This is a genomic window from Blastopirellula marina (genome assembly GCF_002967765.1).
Lineage (GTDB): Bacteria > Planctomycetota > Planctomycetia > Pirellulales > Pirellulaceae > Bremerella > Bremerella marina_A.
The window spans coordinates 1,158,236-1,179,554 of record NZ_PUHY01000010.1 but is presented as its reverse complement, the minus strand read 5'-3'; the positions used below and the strand labels follow the sequence as shown (position 1 = coordinate 1,179,554).

Here is a 21,319-nt window from a genome sequence, read left to right as displayed (position 1 = left end):
ACCTATTACGATGCTTCGCAGTGCTGCGCTTACTTGGCGTGGTTCTGCTTTACTGCATGTCGATGGAAAGGGAATGCGCTTGTCGGTTGAACGAATCTCGTTGCTGAAATGCGGCCGTGTCTTTAGTGGTAGATGGGCACTGCGTGGTGTCGAAGCAACGCTTGAATCCGGCAAGGTCTATGCCGTGCTCGGCGCGAACGGCGCCGGCAAGTCGACACTCTTACGACTAATGGCCGGCTGGCTACCTCTGAGTGAAGGACGGATCTTGTTGGACGAGTCCCCCATGCGTCCAACCGCGGCCCACTTACGACGAAAGGTGATGCTGCTGGAAGAGCACACCATCAGTAAGAACGGTCGTAGTCCGAAGCCGACCGATAATCTATGCAGCGCAATCCAAGACTACCACGTCGATCAATCCGACCTCGAGCAGGAAATCGCCGAATGGTACGACCGCTTAGATGTGACGTCGGTTTACAACAAGGAAGAGCGTTCGATGTCGAAGGGGCAGGCGTACAAGATCAAGTTGATTGGCTTGTTTGTAGTCGCCCCGAAGGTGTGGCTGTTGGATGAACCGTTTTCCGCCGGACTGGATGCCAATGGGTTGAAAGTGTTGGAGGAACAGTTGCGGATGCATGCCCAGCGCGGTGGCATCGTCGTGTTTACCAGTCAATGGCCAGAGCATGCCCGCCGCTTAGCCGATTGGGCAATGGTGCTGGATGAAGGTCGCTTAGCCTGGTTTGCCCCGCCACGAGAAGCCCCATCGCCCGAGGCCCGCGTGAGTGCGACTTCTTCCTTGGAAGCCGTGCTACAAGGATTGGGGCCGGAATGAATCCATTTGTCGACGAAGCGGCACTATCGACGCGTGTGAACAAAAAGCTGCGTTACCGTTATGCCCGGTGGCTCGCGAAGCACAAGCCGGACCGTTTGTGTTATCGTCCCGCTTGGCGGAACTTCTGGCGAAAGTCGCGACGTGTTGTCTACTCGGCATGGAAGCTGATTCAGCGAGCGAGACTCGATCTTCTCGTCACCTACGTTGCGCTGGCCATGGGAGTCGTGACGGCGGTGGCGATGGTTGGTGGATTGGGCACGATGATTGCTTTGCTCACACCCGACATGCTGCAAGGAGTTCCTGCCGATTGGCCGGAATTGCAACCTGATGCGATCGTGGAAGTTAGTTTCGGACGCCTGACCCTCTTTCAGTATTGGCTTGTGTTTGCGGCGATTGCTTTGGGGTTCACGTATCGTAGGCCACAGGACAGCAAGCCGACGCCAGGTTTCTTCCGCCGTGATCGGTCACGACGCCAGCAAATAATCGGACTTCGTGTGGTGTTCGGATTTGCGACGGCTTGGGCATTGGCAGGGGCAATCTTATGTCCCACCAACTTAACCTTCTACTGGCGTAGCCTATTCGCAACCGGCATCGGTGGAGTTGCGTTGGCGACTTGTTCATTTTGGCTGGGGATGTGGTTAGCTCGATTTCACCTGCCCAATTACCGCGAGTGGGGACAAATCGGCATGATGCTGGCAGGTTTCGTGGTAACAGCCGTTACTTTAACATTGGCCATCCATCCCATTTTCGTATACGTAACGCAAGAGTTGGCTTGGCTAGGCCCCATTGGTTGGCTCAACGCGCAAGCGATGGAGTTCGGTCGCGGCAGTGTAGCGGCTGGATGGTTGTGGAGCTTTGGCGTGGTGTTGGTCGGGCTCATAACGTTTCAGTTGCGTCGACAAACGCTCAGATCGCGACATTGGCGAAGCGTGCTGACAACGGAAGTGGAAATGTTGCCGCCAGAGGGGGCCAACGCCGTTAGCAAGAAGGCGACACGTGACGAGCTAATCGCATTGCTGCGTGAAAAACTGCAGACGTATCCAACCAAGTGGCATCGCTGGTTCGTTCCTAGGTGGTTACGGCAGGAATGGGTACTGGTGACGATCTGCGCCGTGTTGGCCTGGGTGGTCCAAGGTGTAGCGGTTGGATTTCACTTTTGGTTTCAGTGGTTGGAAGCAGGCGAAGGCATGAGCGACGGCGACCCGCGGCTGTTTCCCTTTGACGAAGTGATAGCGCTTGCGGCAATGGGAATGGTCATGTGGTCATTCGAGATCATGGGCATGTTGGTTGATGATTCGCGTCGACTGCTAGGAATCCAACAGCGCCCGGTTACTGCCGCCCAGCTTTGGCGATCCGTTCACTGGAACGGCCTGATCCGTACGCCGGCGATCTTGTTCTGGACAATTCCGTTTCTGGCAATTCCGCTTTACCTGACGTGGGATCGTCCTTGGATTCCGTTTCTGATGGTGGCCGTAACGTTGTCTTCGCTGCTGACAACCAGAACCAGTATTGTCGCATCGGTAATGGTATTCATGGGTGCAACGCTACTTCCGGTTTGGTTAATGCCTTTGGCGATTCTCTACCTTTATGTGCCTGCAGGAATATTCGTTTACGGTTTCTACTCGAGCATGCCCGACTTTGTCACTAGTGGGTTGTCGCTGCCGTTTCGTCAGGTGAGTGCTCATCTCTTAGCAATCCTTCTCATGGCGATTGGTTGCGCGATGTGGCATTGGTACGGAAAGCTTCCGCCGGAATCGGTTAAGCATTCAGCTGACTAACAGAAAACCGCCGCAACCGAGGGTTCGATTGCGGCGGTTTAGATTATTCAAGTTTTGTCGCGTCGACGTTGCTTATGCGCTGGTCGGACGGCGACGTTTGCGGGATGAGCCGCCGGCAGGCTTGTAGCCGCCAGTGCTGCCGCTGGCTTTCTTCTTACCGAAGAACTTGCCGCCTGACTTTTTCTTGAAGCCTGAGCTGGAGCCTCCGCCCGAGCCTTCTCCTTCGCCGCCACCAGAAGCGTTCGGCTTAGAACCGAAACGACGTGGCTTCTTGCCCGACTTGCTGAAGTTACCGCGGCCGCCACCGCCATTGCGGGAACCACCACGCGAGCCGCCTCGGCGAGGGCTATCGTGAACGATTGGTTCGGTGGTTTCGAAGCCTTCGATGGTTGGCTCGACCGGGATGTTCACGCGGGTCAAGCGTTCGATCTGCTTTAGAAGTCGGCGTTCACCACCAGCACAGAACGAAACGGCCACACCTTCGGCACCAGCACGTGCCGTACGACCGATGCGGTGGACGTAGGTTTCCGGCGTCTCTGGCAGGTCGAAGTTCACGACGTGCGAAACGTCGTTTACATCGAGACCACGCGCGGCGATGTCGGTTGCGACCAGGACCGGCGGACGCTTGCTCTTGAACTGAGCCAACGTGCGACTACGAACGTTCTGGCTTTTGTTGCTATGAATCGCAGCGGCTCGCAGCCCATCTCTTTCCAGCAACTTAACGATCTTGTCGCAATCGTACTTCGTTCGCACGAACACGAGCGTCCGGCTGCGTGGTGTATCTTGCAGATAACGCGAGAGGAGTTCCGCCTTACGTTTCTTGTCGACGAAGTGAACCGACTGGCTGATTCGTTCGGCAGGAGCCGAGACCTGAGCGACTTGAATCGCGACTGGATCGGTCAGCCACTTCTGGGCCAGTTCGCGGATCTCAGGAGGCATCGTAGCGGAGAACATCAGCGTCTGACGTTGCTCGGGCACGGCGGCGACAATTCGCTTGAGTGCTGGCAGAAAGCCCATGTCGAGCATTTGATCCGCTTCGTCGAAGATCAGCATTTCGATCTGCGAAAGATCGATGTGACCTTGCTCCATCAAGTCGAGCAAACGGCCGGGCGTGGCGACCAGGGTATCGACCCCGTAACGCAGATCGCGGACTTGAGGATTTTGCGAAACACCACCGAAGATCACGGTGTGCTTCAGCGGCGTGGCCTGACCGTACTTCTTGAGGCTTTCACCAATCTGGGCGGCCAACTCGCGGGTCGGTGCCAAGACCAGCGCACGCAAGGGGCGTGGGGCTGGACGGGGCGAGCCTGGGGCACGTTTGCCTTTGACACGCGGCGTCGGTGGTTTGGGAGGAAGCGTTTCCAGCATGCGATGCAGCATGGGAAGCGCGAACGCGGCGGTCTTGCCGGTACCCGTTTGCGCACAGCCGATCAGGTCGTTTCCTGCCAGCACGGCCGGAATCGCTTGAGCTTGGATCGGCGAAGCCGTTTCGTACTTCAGCTTATCCAGGGCGCGGAGGAAGGGTTCAGCAAGTCCCGTATCAGTGAACTTCATCTAGGGGATATCTTTCGATGGACGCTTTGCCCGCGCGGAAAATCACCCCAAGGCGAACCGCGTGCGCACAACGTAGGCCCAGTTAAAAAGGACCTTTGCCAGGTTACCGGCCAGCGTCGCTGCGTTACGTCGCAGTCGAATCGAACACCTGGTACCAATGGACTCAGGCGGTGGCCGTAAGGGGCAAGATAATCAGTCGCGGTCGAGAGAACGAGCAACCTGGGAAGAGTTTGAGGAACCGCCCTGACGTGGGCTGGTTCGGTCCAGGTGACCGCTAAAATCGAGTCGAATGAACTTGACCGATCGCTAAGACCGGTAAGTCTCACACCTTAATTGATCCAATATCATACCACCGAAAGGCCGTTTCGGATAGGCGGTTTTCCGCGAAGATTATCCCTGCGAGCCACTTAAATAGGCCGCCGTTATAGGGTTAGTAGGGGTGGAGAAGACCTTATTGGTCGGTCCGGTTTCGACCACGACGCCAGCATCATCCTGCATCCAGAAGACTGCCAGATCGTCCGAGATCCGCCGGGCCTGGGCCAGATTGTGGGTCACGATCAGCAGGGTGTACTCCCTCTTCAAGCTGGCAATCAGCTCTTCGACTCGGGCCGAGGCGATTGGGTCGAGCGCGCTGCATGGTTCATCTAGAAGAAGATATCGCGGCTTTAGGGCCAGGGCCCGGGCGATGCACAGCCTCTGCTGCTGACCGCCGGAAAGTTTTAAGGCAGAGTGATGTAGTCGGTCTTTCACTTCTCCCCACAGCCCGGTGCTTTCGAGAACCTGCTGAGTGATCGCTTCCAACTCGACCCGCGTCGGCTGGCCGTGCTCTTTCAAGGCAAGTTGGATGTTCTGACGAATCGACAACGGAAACGGGTTGGGCTTTTGAAAAATCATGCCGACCTGACGCCGCAGTAGCGAGACATCGCAGTCACGCGACAAGACATCTTGGTCGTCGATGATGATACGGCCGGAAGTCGATGCCCCAGGGATTAGATCGGTCATGCGGTTCAAAGCATGTAGAAAACTGCTCTTACCACAACCGGAAGGCCCCACGATGGCCGTAACATGTCCTTGCGGAACGGTGAGCGAAATATCGCGTAACGCAGTCCGCTTACCGTAGTTTACCGAAAGCCCTTCCGTTCGGATCATCGTGCGACTCCTGTCGTCAAGCGAACCAAACCAACCGCGGTGGCATTGATGATCAGTAGTAAACCAACCAGGACCGCGGCCGTCGCGTAGGCTTGCGAATCGCCACCGGAGACATTCATCGCCATGTCGTAGATATGAACGCTCAAGGAACGTCCTGAGTCAAAAACGGAACTCGGCATACGCGCAACGTAACCTGCCGTGAAGATTAACGCTGCCGTCTCGGCCAAGGTACGCCCAATACCGAGCACCACGCCAGCGGCCAGGGCAGGCGAGGCCGAAGGAAGCGTAATTCGTACTAATGTCGTTGTACGGCTTAAACCAACCGCTGCCGAAGCAAGCTGGTACTCGCTGGGGACCGCCCGAATAGCTTCCTCACTTACGCGGGTAATAATCGGCAGCAACATGCAGGCCAGTGTCAGCCCTCCAGAAAGGATCGAGTATTCCATCTCCAAAAGGACGCAAAAGAAGGCATTACCAAACAGGCCAAACACGATCGACGGTACGGCGGCTAAGCTTTCGAGGCTGATGCGAATTAATCGACCGACGACCGACGAACCTCGCGTACGTTCGGCCAGCCAAACGGCAGTTGCTAACGAAATGGGAATCGAAAATCCGAGGGCCACGGCCAGGATGAGCAGGGTCGAGACGATCATCGGTGCGATCCCGCCGCTTAGCCCGGCACGCTCAGGTTCGCTGGTCAGGAATTCCCATGAAACAAGCGATAGTCCGCGGTAGGCAATATCGGCCAAAATCCAAAGTAGGATGCCGATGATCAGGGCGGCGATCGCCCCCAAGATCACGGTGGCGATTCGCTCTTGGAGGATGCGTCTACTCATGCTGCCCCTCGCGCTGGACCAACTGGGCGAGAAGCACCACGATAGCAACGATGATCATCAATAGCAGTCCACTGACAAAGAGCACCGAGCGATGCGTCGTTCCGGCATAGCCCATCTCCAAGGCGATGTTCGCGGTCAAGGTGCGAATCGGTGCGGAGAGCGATGTGGGCATTTCTACCACGTTACCAGCGACCATCAGTACGGCCATCGTTTCCCCGATTGCTCGCGCGGTAGCCAGCATTACCCCAGCCGAGATGCCACGACGAGCCGCCGGAATGGCTACCTTCCAAGCGATCGACCAACGCCCCAATCCGAGCGCTGCGGCACCTTGAATCAGTTCTGCGGGGATGCTGGTCAGGGCCACATCGGTCGAGAGAGCGATCGTTGGCAAGATCATCAAACCCAAGAGAAGTATCGCGGCCAACAATCCTTGACCACTACCGCCAAGGCCTGATAGCAGTGGTACCAGGACGACCAGTCCCCACAAGCCGTAAACAACCGAGGGGATGCCAGCCAACAGTTCGATCAATCGACGATACCACCAACCGATTCTCGGGGGTGCGTAGTAGCGTCGAAAGATCGCCGAGCCGATACCAAGCGGCGCAGCGAGCATCACGGCTCCAAACGTCGTGAGTAGCGTTGCCGTCAGCATGGGAACGAGGTTAAAGCGGTCGGACAGTGGATGCCAGCTTTCATCGGTAAAGAATCGTGCAGATCCGATCTGGCGAAGTGCTGGGAGTGATTCCTGGATGAGAAAGCCAACTACCAAGAGAACGATGGAGGCGGCCAATATGGTCGCGGCCCGTGTGAACCAGCTTAAGAGGTAATCAATCAACGAGCGGGACAAAGTACTGCTCCCTGATCAAATCGTGAACGGCCTCGGACTGAGCAAAAGCGATCACGTCTTGCGCTAAAGGGCTAGGCTGACCCTTGGTAACGAGATTCAACGGGCGGCTCATGGGAAACGTTCCGTTGGCGACGGTGGCTGTCGAAGCGGCAACATCATTCAAGGGAAGCAGCTTTATGGGGACGCCTGCTTGGATATCAGCTTCCGCGGTGCCGATCGAGACGTAGCCAATCGCTCCTGGCGAGCCCGCAACCGTTTTGATGCCTTGTTCATTATGTCCAACAATCACATCAGGTTTGATCGTGGGGTTCTCGATTTCAAACTGAGCTAGGAAGACTTCGAGGGTGGCTCTTCCTTCCGCTTTATGCACGACCGTGATGGGGAGATCGGGGCCGCCAAGCTCGCTCCAGTTGTTAATCTTGTCTTGGAAGATGGCCGTGATTTGCTGTGGCGTCAATTGCCCAATCAGGTTGTCTTGATGGACGATCATCCCAACTCCATCGGCCGCCAACGGATGAACAGTCAGGTCTTGTTCCTCATCCTTGAGTGCACGGCTGGCCATGCCAATGTCGGCAATTTCTTGACGAACATCGGCGATTCCTTTTCCTGTACCGCCGGTTTGCACATCGATCCGAACACCAGGGTGCGCTTGCTCGTAGCGTTTGGCGATCTCGCTCATCAGTGGCGCGATCGTGCTCGACCCAGTGATTGTGAGCTTTTGATCGCGCTGCGACCCGCTGCCGCAACCGGAAAGGAACGACGTTGAGACTGCGAGGCAGATCAGGAGAATGCGAAACATGGAGCAAGTTCGTAGGCGGAAGAAGTAGGAGGAGAGAGTGTCTTCATAGACTCTTAATGTGATATTCGCAAGTATGTCAGAATGTTGGGCCGCGTCAACGCCTTGCAAGGAAACGGTGATCTGAGGTGCCACTTCACCAAGAGCATGTTAAGTTGACAGCTTCTGCAACGTGGGACCGGCAAGTAGTCATTTGAAATTGATCGTAGAGAAAATTTGCCATGCTGGATGCTATGAAAGAACTGCTTGCGCATCAGTACGAAGCGACGTTGTGCACGCTGGGCAAGGCGATTGCTGCGTGCCCCGTAGAGGCGTGGAACGCACCGGTCGCCAACATGAAGTTCTGCCAGGTGGCATTTCACACGTTGTTCTTTACCGACTTCTATCTCGGTGAGAATGAAGCGGCGCTCAAGCAGCAAGCATTTCATCAGCAGCACCCGGACTTCTTTCGTGATTACGAAGAGATGGAGCCACGCGTTCAGGTGCTGCTCTACACTCGGGATGATATCAACGTCTACCTTGCGTTCTGTCGCGAAAAGGCACGACAAACTTTGGCGGCCGAAACAGCTGAGATTTTGACAGCGCCATGTGATTTTCCGCCGAAGAAGTTCAGTCGGGCGGAATTGCATGTCTACAACTTGCGGCACATCCAGCATCACGCCGCCCAAATGAGCTTACGATTACGGCTTGATTGGGAAATTGATATTCCCTGGGTCGGATCAGGCTGGCGTGATGACTAGATTCTGGAACTGTCCGTCTAATTCGATGCCGAGAGCTTCTCGGCCAATTGCCGCACCGCTTGGCTTTTGTCGTGAAGTGCGGCCTGAATGATCTCTCGACTACGTTTGTCGCCTGCCTCCATGGCGGCTAAACCTCGCAAGGCCAAACGGCGGATCTTGGCTTGCTTGTGACCGGCCAGGCGATGATAGAGGGGCAGAGCAGGGGAGGCTGCTTTCTTGAAGTCGACGAGGGCGAGCAAAGCACCCTCTAACAATTGCGGATCATCACAAGCCTTGATCAATGCAGGCACGGCTGATTGAGGATGATCGCCTCCGATGTTGTGCAAGCAGCCAATTGCCGTTTTTCGAGTGAGCAGATCTTCGCTCTGACTGAGCGTGGCGACGAAGGGGACCAGCGTGGCCAGGGCACCAACCTGCTGACATGGCCCAATGCGGGCGACGGCTCGGAGCGCCCCTTGCTGAATTTCTGCCTCCGGATTCTCAAGGAGCGACTGAAGTTTCGGGATAAGTTTTTTTCGATGGTCCGGGTCAGTGCGGCAACGATATAGGGCGTGCCACTGATTGGCTTCAAGACGATCAAGTTGAGAAGAAGGATCTGGCATCGGTTGGGGCTCGGTAAACGAAGGGGTGATGGAGCGATTCGATCGATTGTAACGGCTGAACCGATTTGAATCCTTCTAACTGCAAGCTAGGTTTTTAAAACCTGAAAATAACTTTGCTGTCTGGGTATTGCCGTGTCTTCGTCGCGTATGTCGAAACCAAGTTCGTTCCGTCCGTTATTGCTGATGCTCTGTATCGGGTCATCGTGGCTTTGCGTCCAGAACGCGTCGGCTGCGTCAATCTTGCTGGTGATTTCTCAGAATGGAAGTTTGACCAGTGAAGAGTCCGCTCGGCGATCGCAGTTTCAGGCCTGGGGGCACACGGTCACGACCATCTGGGCGGGCGAATCACAGGCGGTTCTCGAGTCGGCAGCATCCGCCGTGAATCTAGCTTACGTTCCGGAAGAGGTGATGGCACCAACCCTCGGGACGAAGCTGCGTTACGTTTCGATCGGTGTGATATATGAAGAGTTTCGATTGGACGATGACTTCGGTATTTCGACCAGCGAAGGAAGTGTTACATCGGGAACGACGGTGTTTGTTTCAGGTTATGGCGATCTTCCATTCTTCAACACCGCTCAGCCGAGGACCGCAATTGAAGGAACCATTTCGCCTGCGTTTCAGGTGTATGCCAAGATCTCTTCCACGGGAAAGATTGCGGCAGGTTTCATCGAGAAAGGTGCTGCACTCGCTAACACTATTAACGGCAATTCCATCGCACTGGGACGACGAATTCGATTGCCGTTTGGTGGTGATTCCTTTCAATGGTCTTCGTTAAACGGCAATGGCCTTGGTGGCGTGCAACAAGCAATCGCGATCGCGTCCGTGTCAAGTCAATCCAATCAGTTGATCTTGCATTGGAAACTGGATGAAGGATCAGGGACGGTGATTAACGACGCCTCTGGATATGGGATCAATGCCGCATTTCAAACTGGCACGCCCACATGGACGTCGGGCCCACGTGATGGAGCACTGGCGTTCAATCGAACGAATGACGCAAGGTCATCTTACAACTTCGATCCACCGAGCAAAGGAAGCGTCGCTTTCTGGGTGCGTCGCAATAACATCTCGACCTCCACGGAACGCGTTTTTGGAAATGGTGAAAACTGGGAAGTTGGTTTCTATTCCAATGGACGCATGTTCTTCGATTTGGGGGCTGGGGCAAATGATGGTGCCTTTGATACGTACGACGTAAATACAGCCAATAAATGGTATCACGTGGTCGCGGTCTATAACTCGGACGCGGATACTTACTCGTTGTATCTCAATGGAACCAAGATTAAGTCGGGCACGGCTGGACTTGCGGATCAACCGAGTAACTTTCTTTCGCTCGGAAACCGCACCGGTTCATCCGATCGATTCGATGGAACTGTCGACGACTTTCGAGTTTACAACTACGAACTAAGCGACCAGGAAGTCGCAACCATTTACGGATTGATTGGGCACTGGAAGTTCAACGAAGGAACCGGCACGGTTGCGGCAGATAGCACAGCGTTTCAGAACGATGCGACGATCAACGGCGCGACGTGGACAACTGATTGTGCCGGCAACACCGCTTTGGCGTTTGACGGGACGGGAGATCAAGCAGCAACTGGAAGTAACGTGACGCCTCCTTCAGAAGGCACGGTCGCGTTCTGGTTTCAAAGTGCCGATCCGTCTGCCGTTCATCAGCGGTTATGGGGTGTGTCTGGCAATTTTGAAATGCGACAAGATGTTGACGGCACGTTGTATCCCGACTTGCTCGTTGACGCCTATGTGGCCAATACGTTCTCGGCTCCACTGCCAGATCCAATGGTCTGGCACCACATCGTGGCGACTTTTGATTCTGACGACGAAACGTACGCTGTCTACATCGATGGTGAACTTGTGAAGAGCGGCATCGCCGATCAGCCGCTCAATCCAGAGGCCGCTAACATCCTGACATTTGGTACCCGAACGGGCTCGCTGGAGTATTGGCAAGGGGCGATGCGTGACTTTCGGCTTTACAATCGCAAACTCTTGGCTTCCGAAGTCTCGCAGCTCTCTCAGAGTTTGGGGCACTGGAAGCTTGATGAAACTTCCGGCAGTATTGCCTACGATTCGAGTGCTGCGGGGCGTAATGCGGTTTACTATGGTTCTCCGACGCTGGGAGTTAACTCGTCCAATGTTGATGAATTAGGCACGGCCATCGATTTGAATGGCAGCTCGCAATACGTTTCTCCGGGATCGAGTTTGTTGAATAATCTCGGTCAATTCACGATCGCTGGGTGGGTTTATCTGGATGACGATCGGAGTGGAACCTCTTTCTTCGGACAAAACGATGTCATCGAATTTGGCATTCTTTACGCGGATGCGCAACTCCATCTGTGGACGGCTAACGGAGGACAGTTGTTTGTGCCAAATATTCTCAACACCGGCAGATGGATTCACGTGGCGGCGGTTGGTGATGGCACGGCGATCAGTTTGTACGTGAATGGCGCCCTTGTGGCCATGGGAGGTCACTCGCTGGCTTCTGCCGGTCAGACAACGTATGGGACCAGCTCGTTTCCATTTGGAATCGGACAGGGGGTCTTCGAGGGAAGTGGCCAATATTTAGATGGACGCGTCGATGATGTCCGTATCTACAGTCGACCGCTTTGTGCCGAAGAGATTGAAGCATTGGCCGCCGCTGGCCAATTGCAGGGAATCCGGATTATCCGTTGGTTGGAAGTGAAGTAGTCGGTCGAGCTAACAGATCTCGCAAGGCGTCTTCCAGCAGTGGGAACTGAAATTGGAAGTTTGCTTCCTGTAAACGCCGAGGGATGACGTAACGTCCATACAACGCGAGATCTGGATCGGTCCGCAGGATCAGATGGGCGCCAAGTCTTACCATCCAGGAAAATGCCGGCAGTCCGATCGGCACTCCTAGCACCTTTCGGAGCGTTCGCATGAAGTCGGACTGTGAGACCGGATTCGGAGAAGACGTGATGTAGGCGCCCTGCATGGTGTCATCTTCGAGTGCTCTCAGAAAGAGCGCGTTCATGTCTGCCTCGTGAAGCCAACTCATGCCTTGAGTTCCACTGCCGATCCTTCCACCGAGTCCCCAGCGAACCACTTTCGCTAGTCGAGTTAACGCACCACCGCCTGCGCCGCGATCCGTTCCCAGCACAAAGCTCGTCCGCAAGACGACTGCCCGCTGCGAAGGAAGCACGGCTTTGTGCAGGGCGGCTTCCCAAGCTTGGCCAACGGTCGGCGCTAGCCCCACACCAAAAGAAGATTGTTCGGTGCAAATCGATGTTGGGGGATCGCCGTAGATGTGGGCAGTTCCCATTTGTACCCAGACCGGCGGTGGGCTGCTCAACATTCCCATGGCGGCGCCTAGCACCTGCGTTGATTCGACCCGCGAGCGGAGGATTTCGTCTTGGTGGTCTGGTGTCTTGATGCAATCAACGGAACGGCCGGCCAAATTGATCAATCCGGATGAACCTTCTAAGACGTCGATCCATTCTCCTGCCGTTCTGCCATCCCACGTGACGTGCTGCCATGGTCCGTTGGGACGAGGCTTATTTCGAGAGAGAATCGTGACATGATGTCCCAACGAGGTTAGCTTCGTTGCCAACGAGATTCCCAGGAATCCGCTGCCTCCAGCAATGACGTATCTCTGAGGCTTAATTGTTGTCGTCACGGCGGTGTCTGTTCTTTTTTGATAAAGATCGAGGGGCTCTGCGTAAGCTAACCGCAAAGGGATAGCAAAGGCAACGAAGAGAGGGGAATTATCCAGCATCCTTATCGTTTGAGAGCTTTACGGCTATCTTGAAGAGAAGTAGCTCGATCCTTTTGTGCGATGGGCATCGTATGCGTTTGATTCATCCCGCGATCTTACAAATCCGTGCCCCGGCGATCTGCTTTTATGCACTACGTGATTCACGTGGGCTGATTCTGATCGATGGTGGCTTTATTGGTGGCCCCCGATTACTAAGTCGGGCGCTGCGTCGCTCCGGATGGCAGGACGAACCAATTCAGGGGATCGTGGTGACGCATGGGCATCTCGACCACATTTTGAACGTGAACTACCTGGCAAAGAAGTATCACGCCTGGATCGCTGCGCCGCGTCTCGATGCGGATTACTATGTTGGGAAAGCCAAGTACACCGGTAAGACACGCATCACAGGCTGGCTAGAGGCCGTTGGCCGGCCGCTGCTCGCATTTCGCCGTTTTACGCCGGACCATTGGCTGGCGGACGGCGACGTGTTGGACGTTGCCAATGGGCTCACGGCGGTCCACTTACCTGGGCATACCGCCGGGCACATGGGGTTCTGGTGGAAACAGGAACGATTACTATTCTCCGGCGATTTGTTTGTCAGCTACGGCAGTCGCGCGCAGTTTCCGCTGAATATCTTGAATGCGAATCCCTTGCAGATTCGGCCGAGTGCCCTCAAAGCGTTGGCCCTGAAACCGGCGGGTATTCTTCCCAATCATTGCGATGCTGCGGAGCCGCCAGTGCATGTGAAGCGGCTGGAACAACTGCTCGAGCGGCACACGCTCGCGCCGCATGCAGGTCATTCGTGAATGCCGAGTTTCCGTTCGATTTCTTCCAGTGGCACACCTTTGGTTTCTGGCATCATAAAGATCACCCACACCAGTTGCAGCACCATCATGAAGCAGAAGAAGCCAAAGATATAGGTCGCCTGGAAGGTCTCGACCGCGTAAGGGAATACCAGGGTAAGTGTTGCTGCGAAGATCCAGTGGGTTTCACTACCGAGTGCTTGCCCCTTGGCACGATAACGATTGGGGAAGATCTCGGAAATGAATACCCAAATCACTGCCCCCTGACCAACGGCATGGGCAGCGATAAACGCGAAGATGCATGCCGGAACAATCGAGAAATGCTCGGTATGAAATGCCCACGAACATAACCCCAGCGACGCGATGTAGCCGAACGAACCGATCAGCATGAGGGTCTTGCGCCCAAAGCGATCGATCAATGCCAGCCCCACGAACGTGAATATTAAGTTCGTAACCCCGAGCCCAACCGATTGCAGTAAGGCAGCTTCTTTTCCTAGACCGGTTAGCTCGAAGATGCGAGGCGCGAAATAGAGGATCGCGTTGATGCCAGAAAGTTGATTGAAGAAGGCGATCAAGAACGCCAGCATGATCGGTACCATCAGCTTGGTGTGCCAGAACCGGCGCGCTACGGTCGTCTGCTTCGAGGCGACTTCGATCTCGTTGGCAAGCTGTTCGACTTCCTCCGAGGATTGATCGGGCATGACTTGCTTCAGCACAGCCAAGCCGGCGGCGCGATCTCCCTTTTCGGCAATCAGCCAGCGAGGACTTTCAGGCAGGGTGAAGCACATCAGCGAATAAATCAGGGCCGGAATCGCTTCGATTCCTAGCATCCATCGCCAAGCGGCTGAGGGTTCACCATTTGGGCCATCGGGCAAGATACGAGCAATCATGTAATTCGATAGCAACGCTACCAAGATGCCGAACACAATATTGAACTGAAACATCCCCGCCAGCTTTCCGCGGCTGCCTGGAGGGGAGATCTCGGAGATATAAAGTGGCGAAGCTACGGTCGAGATACCAACCCCCACGCCGCCAATGAACCGCGCAATCATGAACGAGATGTCATCAGTCGCCAGGCCAGACCAGACGGCTGAGACAAAGTACAAGATTCCGATGGAAAGGAGCGTCTTCCGTCGGCCAAAGGCATCAGTCGGAATGCCACCGATGCCTGCCCCCACCACGGTTCCCCACAAGGCGGCACTCATTGCCAAACCGTGCTGGAACTTGTTGAGATCCCACAGACCTTGGATCGTTTTCTCTGCTCCGGATATGACGACGGTATCGAATCCAAAGAGAAAACCGGCTAGAGAGGCGGTAACCGACCAAAGGACGACGCGATTCTTCATGGCGGTGTTACGTGGGGAGCTAGGATGAGGTGTACTGGCGAGTGTTTCTCGCCGTTTTTGTTGGGAATTGACTATACACTCTATCAGGACGTATGCGACTTGACTGCGGGGAAGAGCGAATGAACCGCATTTTTCCCATCCGAATAGTTGGTTTGCCGACTTTGTTCCCGGGAGACTTCGACTACAATACCAGTCTTAACTGTCGGGTCCACACCAGTAGGAAGAGTTAGATGAAGCTGTCAGTCATTGGTACCGGATACGTAGGACTGGTAACGGGAACTTGTTTCTCCGACTTAGGCAATGATGTTACATGCATCGATGTAAACCAGGCAAAAGTTGACGGTCTCAAGAAGGGCATCATCCCGATCTACGAGCCAGGTCTTTCCGAACTGGTTCTGCGAAACTACGAGGAAGGCCGACTCAAGTTCACCACGAAGGCATCTGAAGCGGTTCCTGAAGCGGATGTCGTGTACATCGCCGTCGGCACGCCCCAATCCGATACGGGTGCCGCCGATCTTTCCGCAGTGTGGAAAGTGGTTGAAGACATCGCACCGCACCTCAAAGAAGACGCCCTGGTCGTCGTCAAAAGCACGGTTCCGGTCGGCACGAATGCCAAGGTCTTCAGCCAACTAAAGGAACTGACCGGACGCGAATGCAACGTGGCCAGTAATCCGGAATTCCTCAAGGAAGGTTCGGCCATCGATGACTTCATGTACCCTGACCGCGTTGTTTGCGGCGTGCGAAACAAGAAATCTGAAGACATGCTTCGTCAGCTGCACGCTCCGCTTTTGCGGACCGCGAAGCCGATTTTGTTCATGAGTCCTGAAAGCTCGGAACTGACGAAGTACGCAGCTAACGCGATGCTGGCCACGAAGATCAGCTTCATCAACGAAATCGCTAATCTGAGCGAGAAAGTTGGTGCCGACATCAACGACGTCCGCGTCGGAATGGGGCACGATCAGCGGATTGGCTTCCAGTTCTTATTTCCTGGATTGGGTTATGGTGGAAGCTGTTTCCCGAAGGATGTTCGGGCGTTGACCTCGTTGTCGGAAACACTTGACTTGGAACCTCGAATCATGCGTGCCGTGGACGATGTTAATGTGCACCAACGCGCATCACTAGTTCGGAAGATTGACGCCTATTACGGTGGCAAGATCGCAGGCAAGACGTTTGGCATTTGGGGATTGGCATTTAAGCCCAAGACGGACGATATCCGCGAGGCCCCAGCCCTCGACTTGCTTCAATACTTAGTTGAAAAAGAAGCTAAGATCTTGGTGCACGATCCAGAAGCAATGGAAAACGTGCAGGCCATGTTTGGCGACAAGATTCACAAGTATTGCGAAAACGTCATGGACGCGGTGGAAGGGGTGGATTGCCTGGCAATCAATACCGAATGGAATGAATACCGCACGCCCGACTTCGCCCAGTTGAAGACCAAGATGAAGGAAAAGGTCATATTCGATGGTCGTAACTTGTTCGATCTCGAAGATATGGAAAAGACCGGCTTCAGTTATTTCTCGATCGGTCGTCGTTCGTTAGAGTGCGGCTAAGCTTAGTCGGTGGCAACAACACAACGTTTAGGGTCAATGGAAATCGATGCCTCAGATTAAACGCATTATGGTCGCCGGCGGAGCCGGATTCTTGGGATCGCGAATTTGCGAGAAGCTGGTGGAGCAGGGGCACGACGTCATTTGTGTCGACAATTTCTTCACCAGTCAGAAGTCGAATGTGACGCATTTGCTGTCGCATCCGAACTTCGAGATCATCCGGCACGATATTATCCATCCGCTTTATCTTGAAGTGGACGAGATCTACAACATGGCCTGTCCCGCCGCTCCGGGACATTATCAGTACAATCCTATCAAGACGATGAAAACATCGGTGATGGGATCGATCAATCTGTTAGGGATGGCCAAGCGTTGTCGGGCTCGTTATTTGTTTGCCTCGACCAGCGAAATCTACGGCGATCCGGAAGTGCATCCGCAGCCTGAAACGTATCGTGGTAGCGTGAACACCTTGGGCCCGCGAGCATGTTACGACGAAGGAAAGCGTGCGGCCGAAACATTATGCATGGATTACCACCGGATGAACAAAGTGCCGGTGCGGATCGTGCGGATCTTTAATACTTACGGTCCACGGATGCACCCGTACGACGGTCGTGTGATCTCGAACTTCATTCGTCAGGCCTTTACCGGCGAGCCAATCACTATCTATGGCGATGGATCGCAAACGCGGTCGTTTTGTTATCGCGACGATTTGGTAGATGGGATTATCAAGCTGATGGCATCCGACCAGATTGGCCCAATCAATATCGGCAATCCCAACGAGTTCACGATCAAGCAGCTCGCTGAGATCGTCGTGGAAATGACGGGTTCGAAGTCGAAGATTATCTATACCGATTTGCCGGCCGACGATCCAAAACAACGTCAGCCCGACATCACGTTGGCTCGTAAACATCTGAATTGGGAGCCCACCACGCAACTGCGCGAAGGGCTGAAGCAAACGATTGACTGGTTCGGTGGAATCGAGTTGTCTCACTATCGGCCTCCCACGCCGAACTTCTAGCCTCTTAGAGTGGTGAATCGTGGGGCAAAGCCTATGGCCGTACCCCAGTAAATGCGGAATACCGCCACGTTTTTGCGAGGGGCGTTGATTACCCCGTGACTCGAATTACAATTCCTCGCATCGGCCATTGTTAGGCCCCGGACGAGACGCGCCGTACCCGGTTAGGACAAGACGACGCACGAAGTGTTTAACCTCGTGTGGTGGGAGTATTGTCTTATGTCGTGGTGGATCTTGTTATTGGCAGGCTCGTTAGAAGTTGTCTGGGCCGTTGGCTTGAAGTACACCCATGGTTTTACCAAGCCCTGGCCAACCGCTCTTACCCTGGTAACGCTCGCGGCGAGCATGTATTTGCTGTCTATGGCAACCAAAGAACTGCCCATCGGGACGGCCTATGCCGTCTGGGTTGGCATCGGGGCCGCGGGCACAGCTCTCTTGGGGATGACCCTTCTCAATGAGCCAGTGTCGCTCTGGCGGTTGTTTTTCCTCGCTTTACTGGCAGTTTCCATCGTTGGACTGAAGTTCAGTGTGCCAACTGCGTAAGTAAAGAGGAAAACTCCATTAAGAAATGATTAAGTCCCTTGTCACTTCCTGGGCTGATTCGGTAAGTTTCGAAACTTCTGAAATCGACATCCATCCCTACAAACAACCTGATTCGTCCTATGGCTGCCTCTAAATCACGTCGTGAGTTCCTGAGCGATACCTTTTCCGTTTTCGGAGCTTTCGCCGTCGGTGGGGCATTATCCACGTTGGGCGCTCGCACCGCGTTGGGCGAGAAGGTCAAGCAATCGATGCCGTTGGCTCCGGTTTTGGACGAGACGACAGGCTTGCCGCTACTGAAACTGCCGGAAGGGTTTCGCTACATCTCGTACGGATGGACTGGCGACGAAATGAACGACGGTCAGCCGACCCCCCCCATGCACGACGGGATGGGCGTGGTTGCCAAGTCGGGCAACCTGTTGATGCTGACGCGTAACCACGAAACCAGCAACGTCGGTACTCCTTTCCAGTTCAAAGAGGGCCGTCCTTACGACGACATGGCAACCGGTGGCTGCACGCAGCTGATCTTCGATACCAAGCTTGATCGCTGGATTGAAAGCTACGGTGCGATCTCGGGAACGGTCCGCAATTGTGCCGGTGGTGTCACTCCATGGGGAAGCTGGCTGACCTGTGAAGAAACGGTTGTCGACCAGAAGGATGGCAACGATGTCGCCAAGTTTGGCCAGACACACGGTTGGGTATTCGAGGTTCCCGCAGAAGGAACGGCTTCCGCCGAACCGATCAAAGAGATGGGACGCTTCGTCCACGAGGCGGTCGCCATTGATCGCGAGTCAGGCTACGTCTACCTGACCGAAGATGCCGGCGAAGCTGGTTTCTACCGCTTCCGTCCTAACACGCCAGGCAAGTTGGCCGCCGGTGGAACCTTGGAAATCGCGGAAGTCGTCGGCCAGGCCGACCTGCAAGGTGGTTTCCACGATGGATCCAGCTTCCCAGTTCGCTGGCACCGAATCGCCAACCCAACGCTCGAGTCGAGCGATCCGACTGCCAAGGTGGAAACGGTCTACGAGCAAGGTAAGAAGCTGGGTGGTTCGACCTTCTCGCGATTGGAAGGTTGCTGGTACGGCAACGGGCTGATTTACTTCGATGCGACCGACGGCGGTGCGGCCAAGGCAGGTCAGATCTGGCAGTACGATCCTCGTCAAGAAACGGTCACGCTGCTATACGAATCGCGCAGCAAACGTACGCTGAACATGCCAGATAACCTGTGCGTGAGCCCCCAGGGTGGTTTGATTTTGTGCGAAGACAACGACTACGCCGGCGAGGATCCACTGCCGCAACGTATGTTGACGCTTACCAAAGATGGCCGCTTGAACACATTCGCTGAGAACAACATTGTCTTGCGAGGTGAAATCAACGGACTCACCGGTTCGTTTGTCGACAAGGAGTGGGCTGGTTCTACCTTCAGCCCTGACGGAAAGTGGTTGTTCGCCAACATCCAGACGCCGGGGATCACCTTCGCGATCACTGGTCCTTGGAACGATTTGCTCGTTTAGTCAAAGCGGTGGCAAACGCCGAAGTTTCTGGATTCGCACGCCGGACGGCTCACACTTCCGGCGTCGTCAAACCGTTGTTGATTTCGTAAATCTTGGCAATCAAGCCTAGGGCGCGGCTCTTTAGGGATGTGTCGAGTCGGACGAGATCACGCCAGGTTGCGTTGTCGGTTGACAATATGTTGATCGTGGTAGGACCATTCTCCGTGTCCATGACCATGCGCACAACGGAACGCTCGCTCGAATTGAAGTAGATCTGTTTCACGTCCACGTTCCACAGACTCCCCTTGGGGATTCGATATCGCGTCAGGTCTCCCTCGATCAACACTTCGCCGTTCGATTTGTCGAAGCGAATGAACGCCACCTCTTTGATCTCGGCCACCTTCGTAAATAGCTGAAACGAACGCCGCTTTATCGGTTCGCCGGTTGTCAAATAAATCAGTTCGTACGGTGTATCGTTAACCGAAAACAAAGCGTCATCGCGCAGTACGATTTGTTCGATCATTCGAGGTTCCCACCAACGCTGTCCGTTGGTGGCTTTCTCCAGCTTCGACAAGAACCACAGAAAAGGAAGTCCCACCACCACTCCGATCACGAACTGGGGCGAAGCGAGTTGCGGAACCACGAGATACATCAGCAGAAAGGGGAGGGCGAACGTTAGCCGGACGATGCCCTCACTCGCGTTTCGTAAGAAACGCTGAAGCAGCGGTCGAGCTTTGCCCCGAAAGGGAGGCGGGACTTCCGATATCGTGGCCTTGGTTGTGGGAACGAGAGGATAAAGCTCGTCCTTTTCAGGAGATTTGGTCGGCGAAATGTCAGCCGTGGGGGAAGCAAATGGATTGAACTCTTCCGTGCTCATGCGTCACCGTCACTCGTATCGGAAGACACGGCTTGGCTACGCTGCCGCTGCAGCAAGACAATTCGAGTCCAATACTTTTCCGCGTTCCGTTTTCGACCGCTGTTGGTGGGGCTGTTGAAGGCGTCGGCATCACCAATTCGCAGGAACAACTCTTGAGGTCCGGTTGTTGAATGAAAGTTCAAACGCAGCAGCCAGATCTCGGTCCAGCCCTTAGTAACTTGGAGTACGCTGCAGTTCGTAAGACTGGCCGCTGGGATGCGGTAACGGTATTCATCACCCTCTAAGTAGATCGTCGACGCGTAGGTATCGATTTTCATCATGGCCACATCGGACGCAAGTTGTGGTCGCGGTCGTTTCCAATTCTCTGGCGGAATACAAGCGACGAATTGGCAGCCAACTGAGTTCGGTGCCGATATGTACGTATCAGGACGGGCGCGGACTTCCCGCTGCATCTTGCGAGTGAGGTACCGGTCTTCAAACCAAAACGGCACCATCAAGTTCGAACTGAACATGAATAGTCCCCACACCAACAGCAGGGCCACCAAGGTAACCAGCATGAAGACGGAAGCTCGCCAAGCCGAGAGTACTGGGGAGGCGATATAGAGCAAAAAAGCGGTCGGTAGCAGGTAAATCCAATAACGACTGAGATGGGCCCAAAGAAAATGCCACTTTGTCAGCACCCGTCCATTCCAGGGAGGAGGCACCGGCTGCACCAAGGCGAGCTCGTTCGCATCGAACGATTCGGTAGTGCTGCGCAGTGGAACCGGTGGCGGTTCGGAATGATTCGCCTCGATCGATGGAGACTGAAACGGATTGACGGGCTCGTCTGACATGTTTGAGCTTTATGAA

General features: G+C 54.8%; 19 protein-coding genes and 1 riboswitch. Of the genes, 9 read left to right on the top strand and 10 right to left on the bottom strand.

Going from position 1 to position 21,319, the window contains the following annotated elements; translation table 11 throughout:
* Positions 1–73 precede the first annotated feature (73 nt).
* Together C5Y83_RS15915 and C5Y83_RS15910 are read left to right on the top strand one after the other, a co-directional pair.
* A complete protein-coding gene (locus tag C5Y83_RS15915) occupies positions 74–829 on the top strand; it encodes an ATP-binding cassette domain-containing protein (protein ID WP_158262375.1) in 756 nt (251 codons plus the stop codon).
* Complete coding sequence (locus C5Y83_RS15910; protein WP_105330694.1) at positions 826–2,607, top strand: hypothetical protein; 1,782 nt, start codon at positions 826–828, stop codon at positions 2,605–2,607. Before C5Y83_RS15915 ends, C5Y83_RS15910 begins: the two co-directional genes overlap by 4 nt.
* Positions 2,608–2,679: 72 nt before the next feature.
* Here the strand turns inward: C5Y83_RS15910 and C5Y83_RS15905 are convergent, their stop codons facing one another.
* From C5Y83_RS15905 to C5Y83_RS15885, 5 genes are all read right to left on the bottom strand, one after another.
* The gene (locus tag C5Y83_RS15905; RefSeq protein ID WP_105330693.1) at positions 2,680–4,161 is read right to left on the bottom strand and encodes a DEAD/DEAH box helicase; all 1,482 of its coding nucleotides are present in this window, start codon (positions 4,159–4,161) and stop codon (positions 2,680–2,682) included.
* A gap of 390 nt (positions 4,162–4,551) precedes the next feature.
* Positions 4,552–5,310 carry a phosphate ABC transporter ATP-binding protein gene (locus tag C5Y83_RS15900; RefSeq protein ID WP_105330692.1) on the bottom strand — a complete coding sequence of 253 codons (759 nt, stop codon included), beginning with the start codon at positions 5,308–5,310 and terminating at the stop codon, positions 4,552–4,554.
* Positions 5,307–6,146, bottom strand: a complete 840-nt coding sequence (gene pstA / locus C5Y83_RS15895) for a phosphate ABC transporter permease PstA (protein ID WP_105330691.1) — start codon at positions 6,144–6,146, stop codon at positions 5,307–5,309. Before pstA ends, C5Y83_RS15900 begins: the two co-directional genes overlap by 4 nt.
* Positions 6,139–6,993 carry a phosphate ABC transporter permease subunit PstC gene (gene pstC, locus C5Y83_RS15890; RefSeq protein ID WP_105330690.1) on the bottom strand — a complete coding sequence of 285 codons (855 nt, stop codon included), beginning with the start codon at positions 6,991–6,993 and terminating at the stop codon, positions 6,139–6,141. The genes pstA and pstC overlap by 8 nt, the downstream gene beginning before the upstream one ends.
* Positions 6,974–7,792 (bottom strand): phosphate ABC transporter substrate-binding protein, encoded by an 819-nt coding sequence (locus C5Y83_RS15885; protein ID WP_105330689.1) that lies wholly within the window; start codon positions 7,790–7,792, stop codon positions 6,974–6,976. The genes pstC and C5Y83_RS15885 overlap by 20 nt, the downstream gene beginning before the upstream one ends.
* A gap of 218 nt (positions 7,793–8,010) precedes the next feature.
* Between C5Y83_RS15885 and C5Y83_RS15880 the strand changes: the two genes are divergently transcribed.
* The gene (locus C5Y83_RS15880) at positions 8,011–8,529 is read left to right on the top strand and encodes a DinB family protein (RefSeq protein WP_105330688.1); all 519 of its coding nucleotides are present in this window, start codon (positions 8,011–8,013) and stop codon (positions 8,527–8,529) included.
* 17 nt (positions 8,530–8,546) lie between these two features.
* On the opposite strand, the gene C5Y83_RS15875 is transcribed toward C5Y83_RS15880, so the two are convergent.
* Positions 8,547–9,131: a HEAT repeat domain-containing protein gene (locus C5Y83_RS15875; RefSeq protein WP_105330687.1), complete on the bottom strand. Its 585-nt coding sequence runs from the start codon at positions 9,129–9,131 to the stop codon at positions 8,547–8,549.
* A 132-nt stretch (positions 9,132–9,263) separates the two neighbouring features.
* On the opposite strand from C5Y83_RS15875, the gene C5Y83_RS15870 reads away from it, so the two are divergent.
* A complete protein-coding gene (locus C5Y83_RS15870) occupies positions 9,264–11,825 on the top strand; it encodes a LamG domain-containing protein (protein ID WP_146117794.1) in 2,562 nt (853 codons plus the stop codon).
* Here the strand turns inward: C5Y83_RS15870 and C5Y83_RS15865 are convergent.
* On the bottom strand, positions 11,800–12,771 hold the full coding sequence (locus tag C5Y83_RS15865) for a TIGR01777 family oxidoreductase (protein WP_233207243.1): 972 nt from the start codon (positions 12,769–12,771) through the stop codon (positions 11,800–11,802). The genes C5Y83_RS15870 and C5Y83_RS15865 overlap by 26 nt on opposite strands.
* Positions 12,772–12,941: 170 nt before the next feature.
* On the opposite strand from C5Y83_RS15865, the gene C5Y83_RS15860 reads away from it, so the two are divergent.
* Entirely contained in the window at positions 12,942–13,655 is a 714-nt protein-coding gene (locus C5Y83_RS15860) for an MBL fold metallo-hydrolase (protein ID WP_105330684.1), read from the top strand.
* Here the strand turns inward: C5Y83_RS15860 and C5Y83_RS15855 are convergent.
* Positions 13,646–14,998, bottom strand: a complete 1,353-nt coding sequence (locus tag C5Y83_RS15855) for a sugar porter family MFS transporter (protein WP_105330683.1) — start codon at positions 14,996–14,998, stop codon at positions 13,646–13,648. The genes C5Y83_RS15860 and C5Y83_RS15855 overlap by 10 nt on opposite strands.
* 230 nt (positions 14,999–15,228) lie before the next feature.
* Between C5Y83_RS15855 and C5Y83_RS15850 the strand changes: the two genes are divergently transcribed.
* The 4 genes from C5Y83_RS15850 to C5Y83_RS15835 all read left to right on the top strand — a co-directional run bounded on the left by C5Y83_RS15850 (position 15,229) and on the right by C5Y83_RS15835 (position 19,614).
* Positions 15,229–16,548 carry a UDP-glucose dehydrogenase family protein gene (locus C5Y83_RS15850; protein WP_105330682.1) on the top strand — a complete coding sequence of 440 codons (1,320 nt, stop codon included), beginning with the start codon at positions 15,229–15,231 and terminating at the stop codon, positions 16,546–16,548.
* Positions 16,549–16,594: 46 nt separating this feature from the next.
* Positions 16,595–17,563, top strand: a complete 969-nt coding sequence (locus tag C5Y83_RS15845) for a UDP-glucuronic acid decarboxylase family protein (protein ID WP_105330681.1) — start codon at positions 16,595–16,597, stop codon at positions 17,561–17,563.
* Positions 17,564–17,680: 117 nt separating this feature from the next.
* Positions 17,681–17,744, top strand: a riboswitch (guanidine-III (ykkC-III) riboswitch).
* A 35-nt stretch (positions 17,745–17,779) separates the two neighbouring features.
* On the top strand, positions 17,780–18,103 hold the full coding sequence (locus tag C5Y83_RS15840) for a DMT family transporter (protein ID WP_105330680.1): 324 nt from the start codon (positions 17,780–17,782) through the stop codon (positions 18,101–18,103).
* 119 nt (positions 18,104–18,222) lie between these two features.
* Positions 18,223–19,614 carry an alkaline phosphatase PhoX gene (locus tag C5Y83_RS15835; RefSeq protein WP_105330679.1) on the top strand — a complete coding sequence of 464 codons (1,392 nt, stop codon included), beginning with the start codon at positions 18,223–18,225 and terminating at the stop codon, positions 19,612–19,614.
* Positions 19,615–19,663: 49 nt separating this feature from the next.
* On the opposite strand, the gene C5Y83_RS15830 is transcribed toward C5Y83_RS15835, so the two are convergent.
* Positions 19,664–20,470, bottom strand: a complete 807-nt coding sequence (locus C5Y83_RS15830; RefSeq protein ID WP_105330678.1) for a hypothetical protein — start codon at positions 20,468–20,470, stop codon at positions 19,664–19,666.
* Positions 20,467–21,303, bottom strand: coding sequence for a hypothetical protein (locus tag C5Y83_RS15825; RefSeq protein WP_105330677.1), 837 nt, complete (start codon positions 21,301–21,303; stop codon positions 20,467–20,469). The genes C5Y83_RS15830 and C5Y83_RS15825 overlap by 4 nt, the downstream gene beginning before the upstream one ends.
* Positions 21,304–21,319 lie beyond the last annotated feature (16 nt).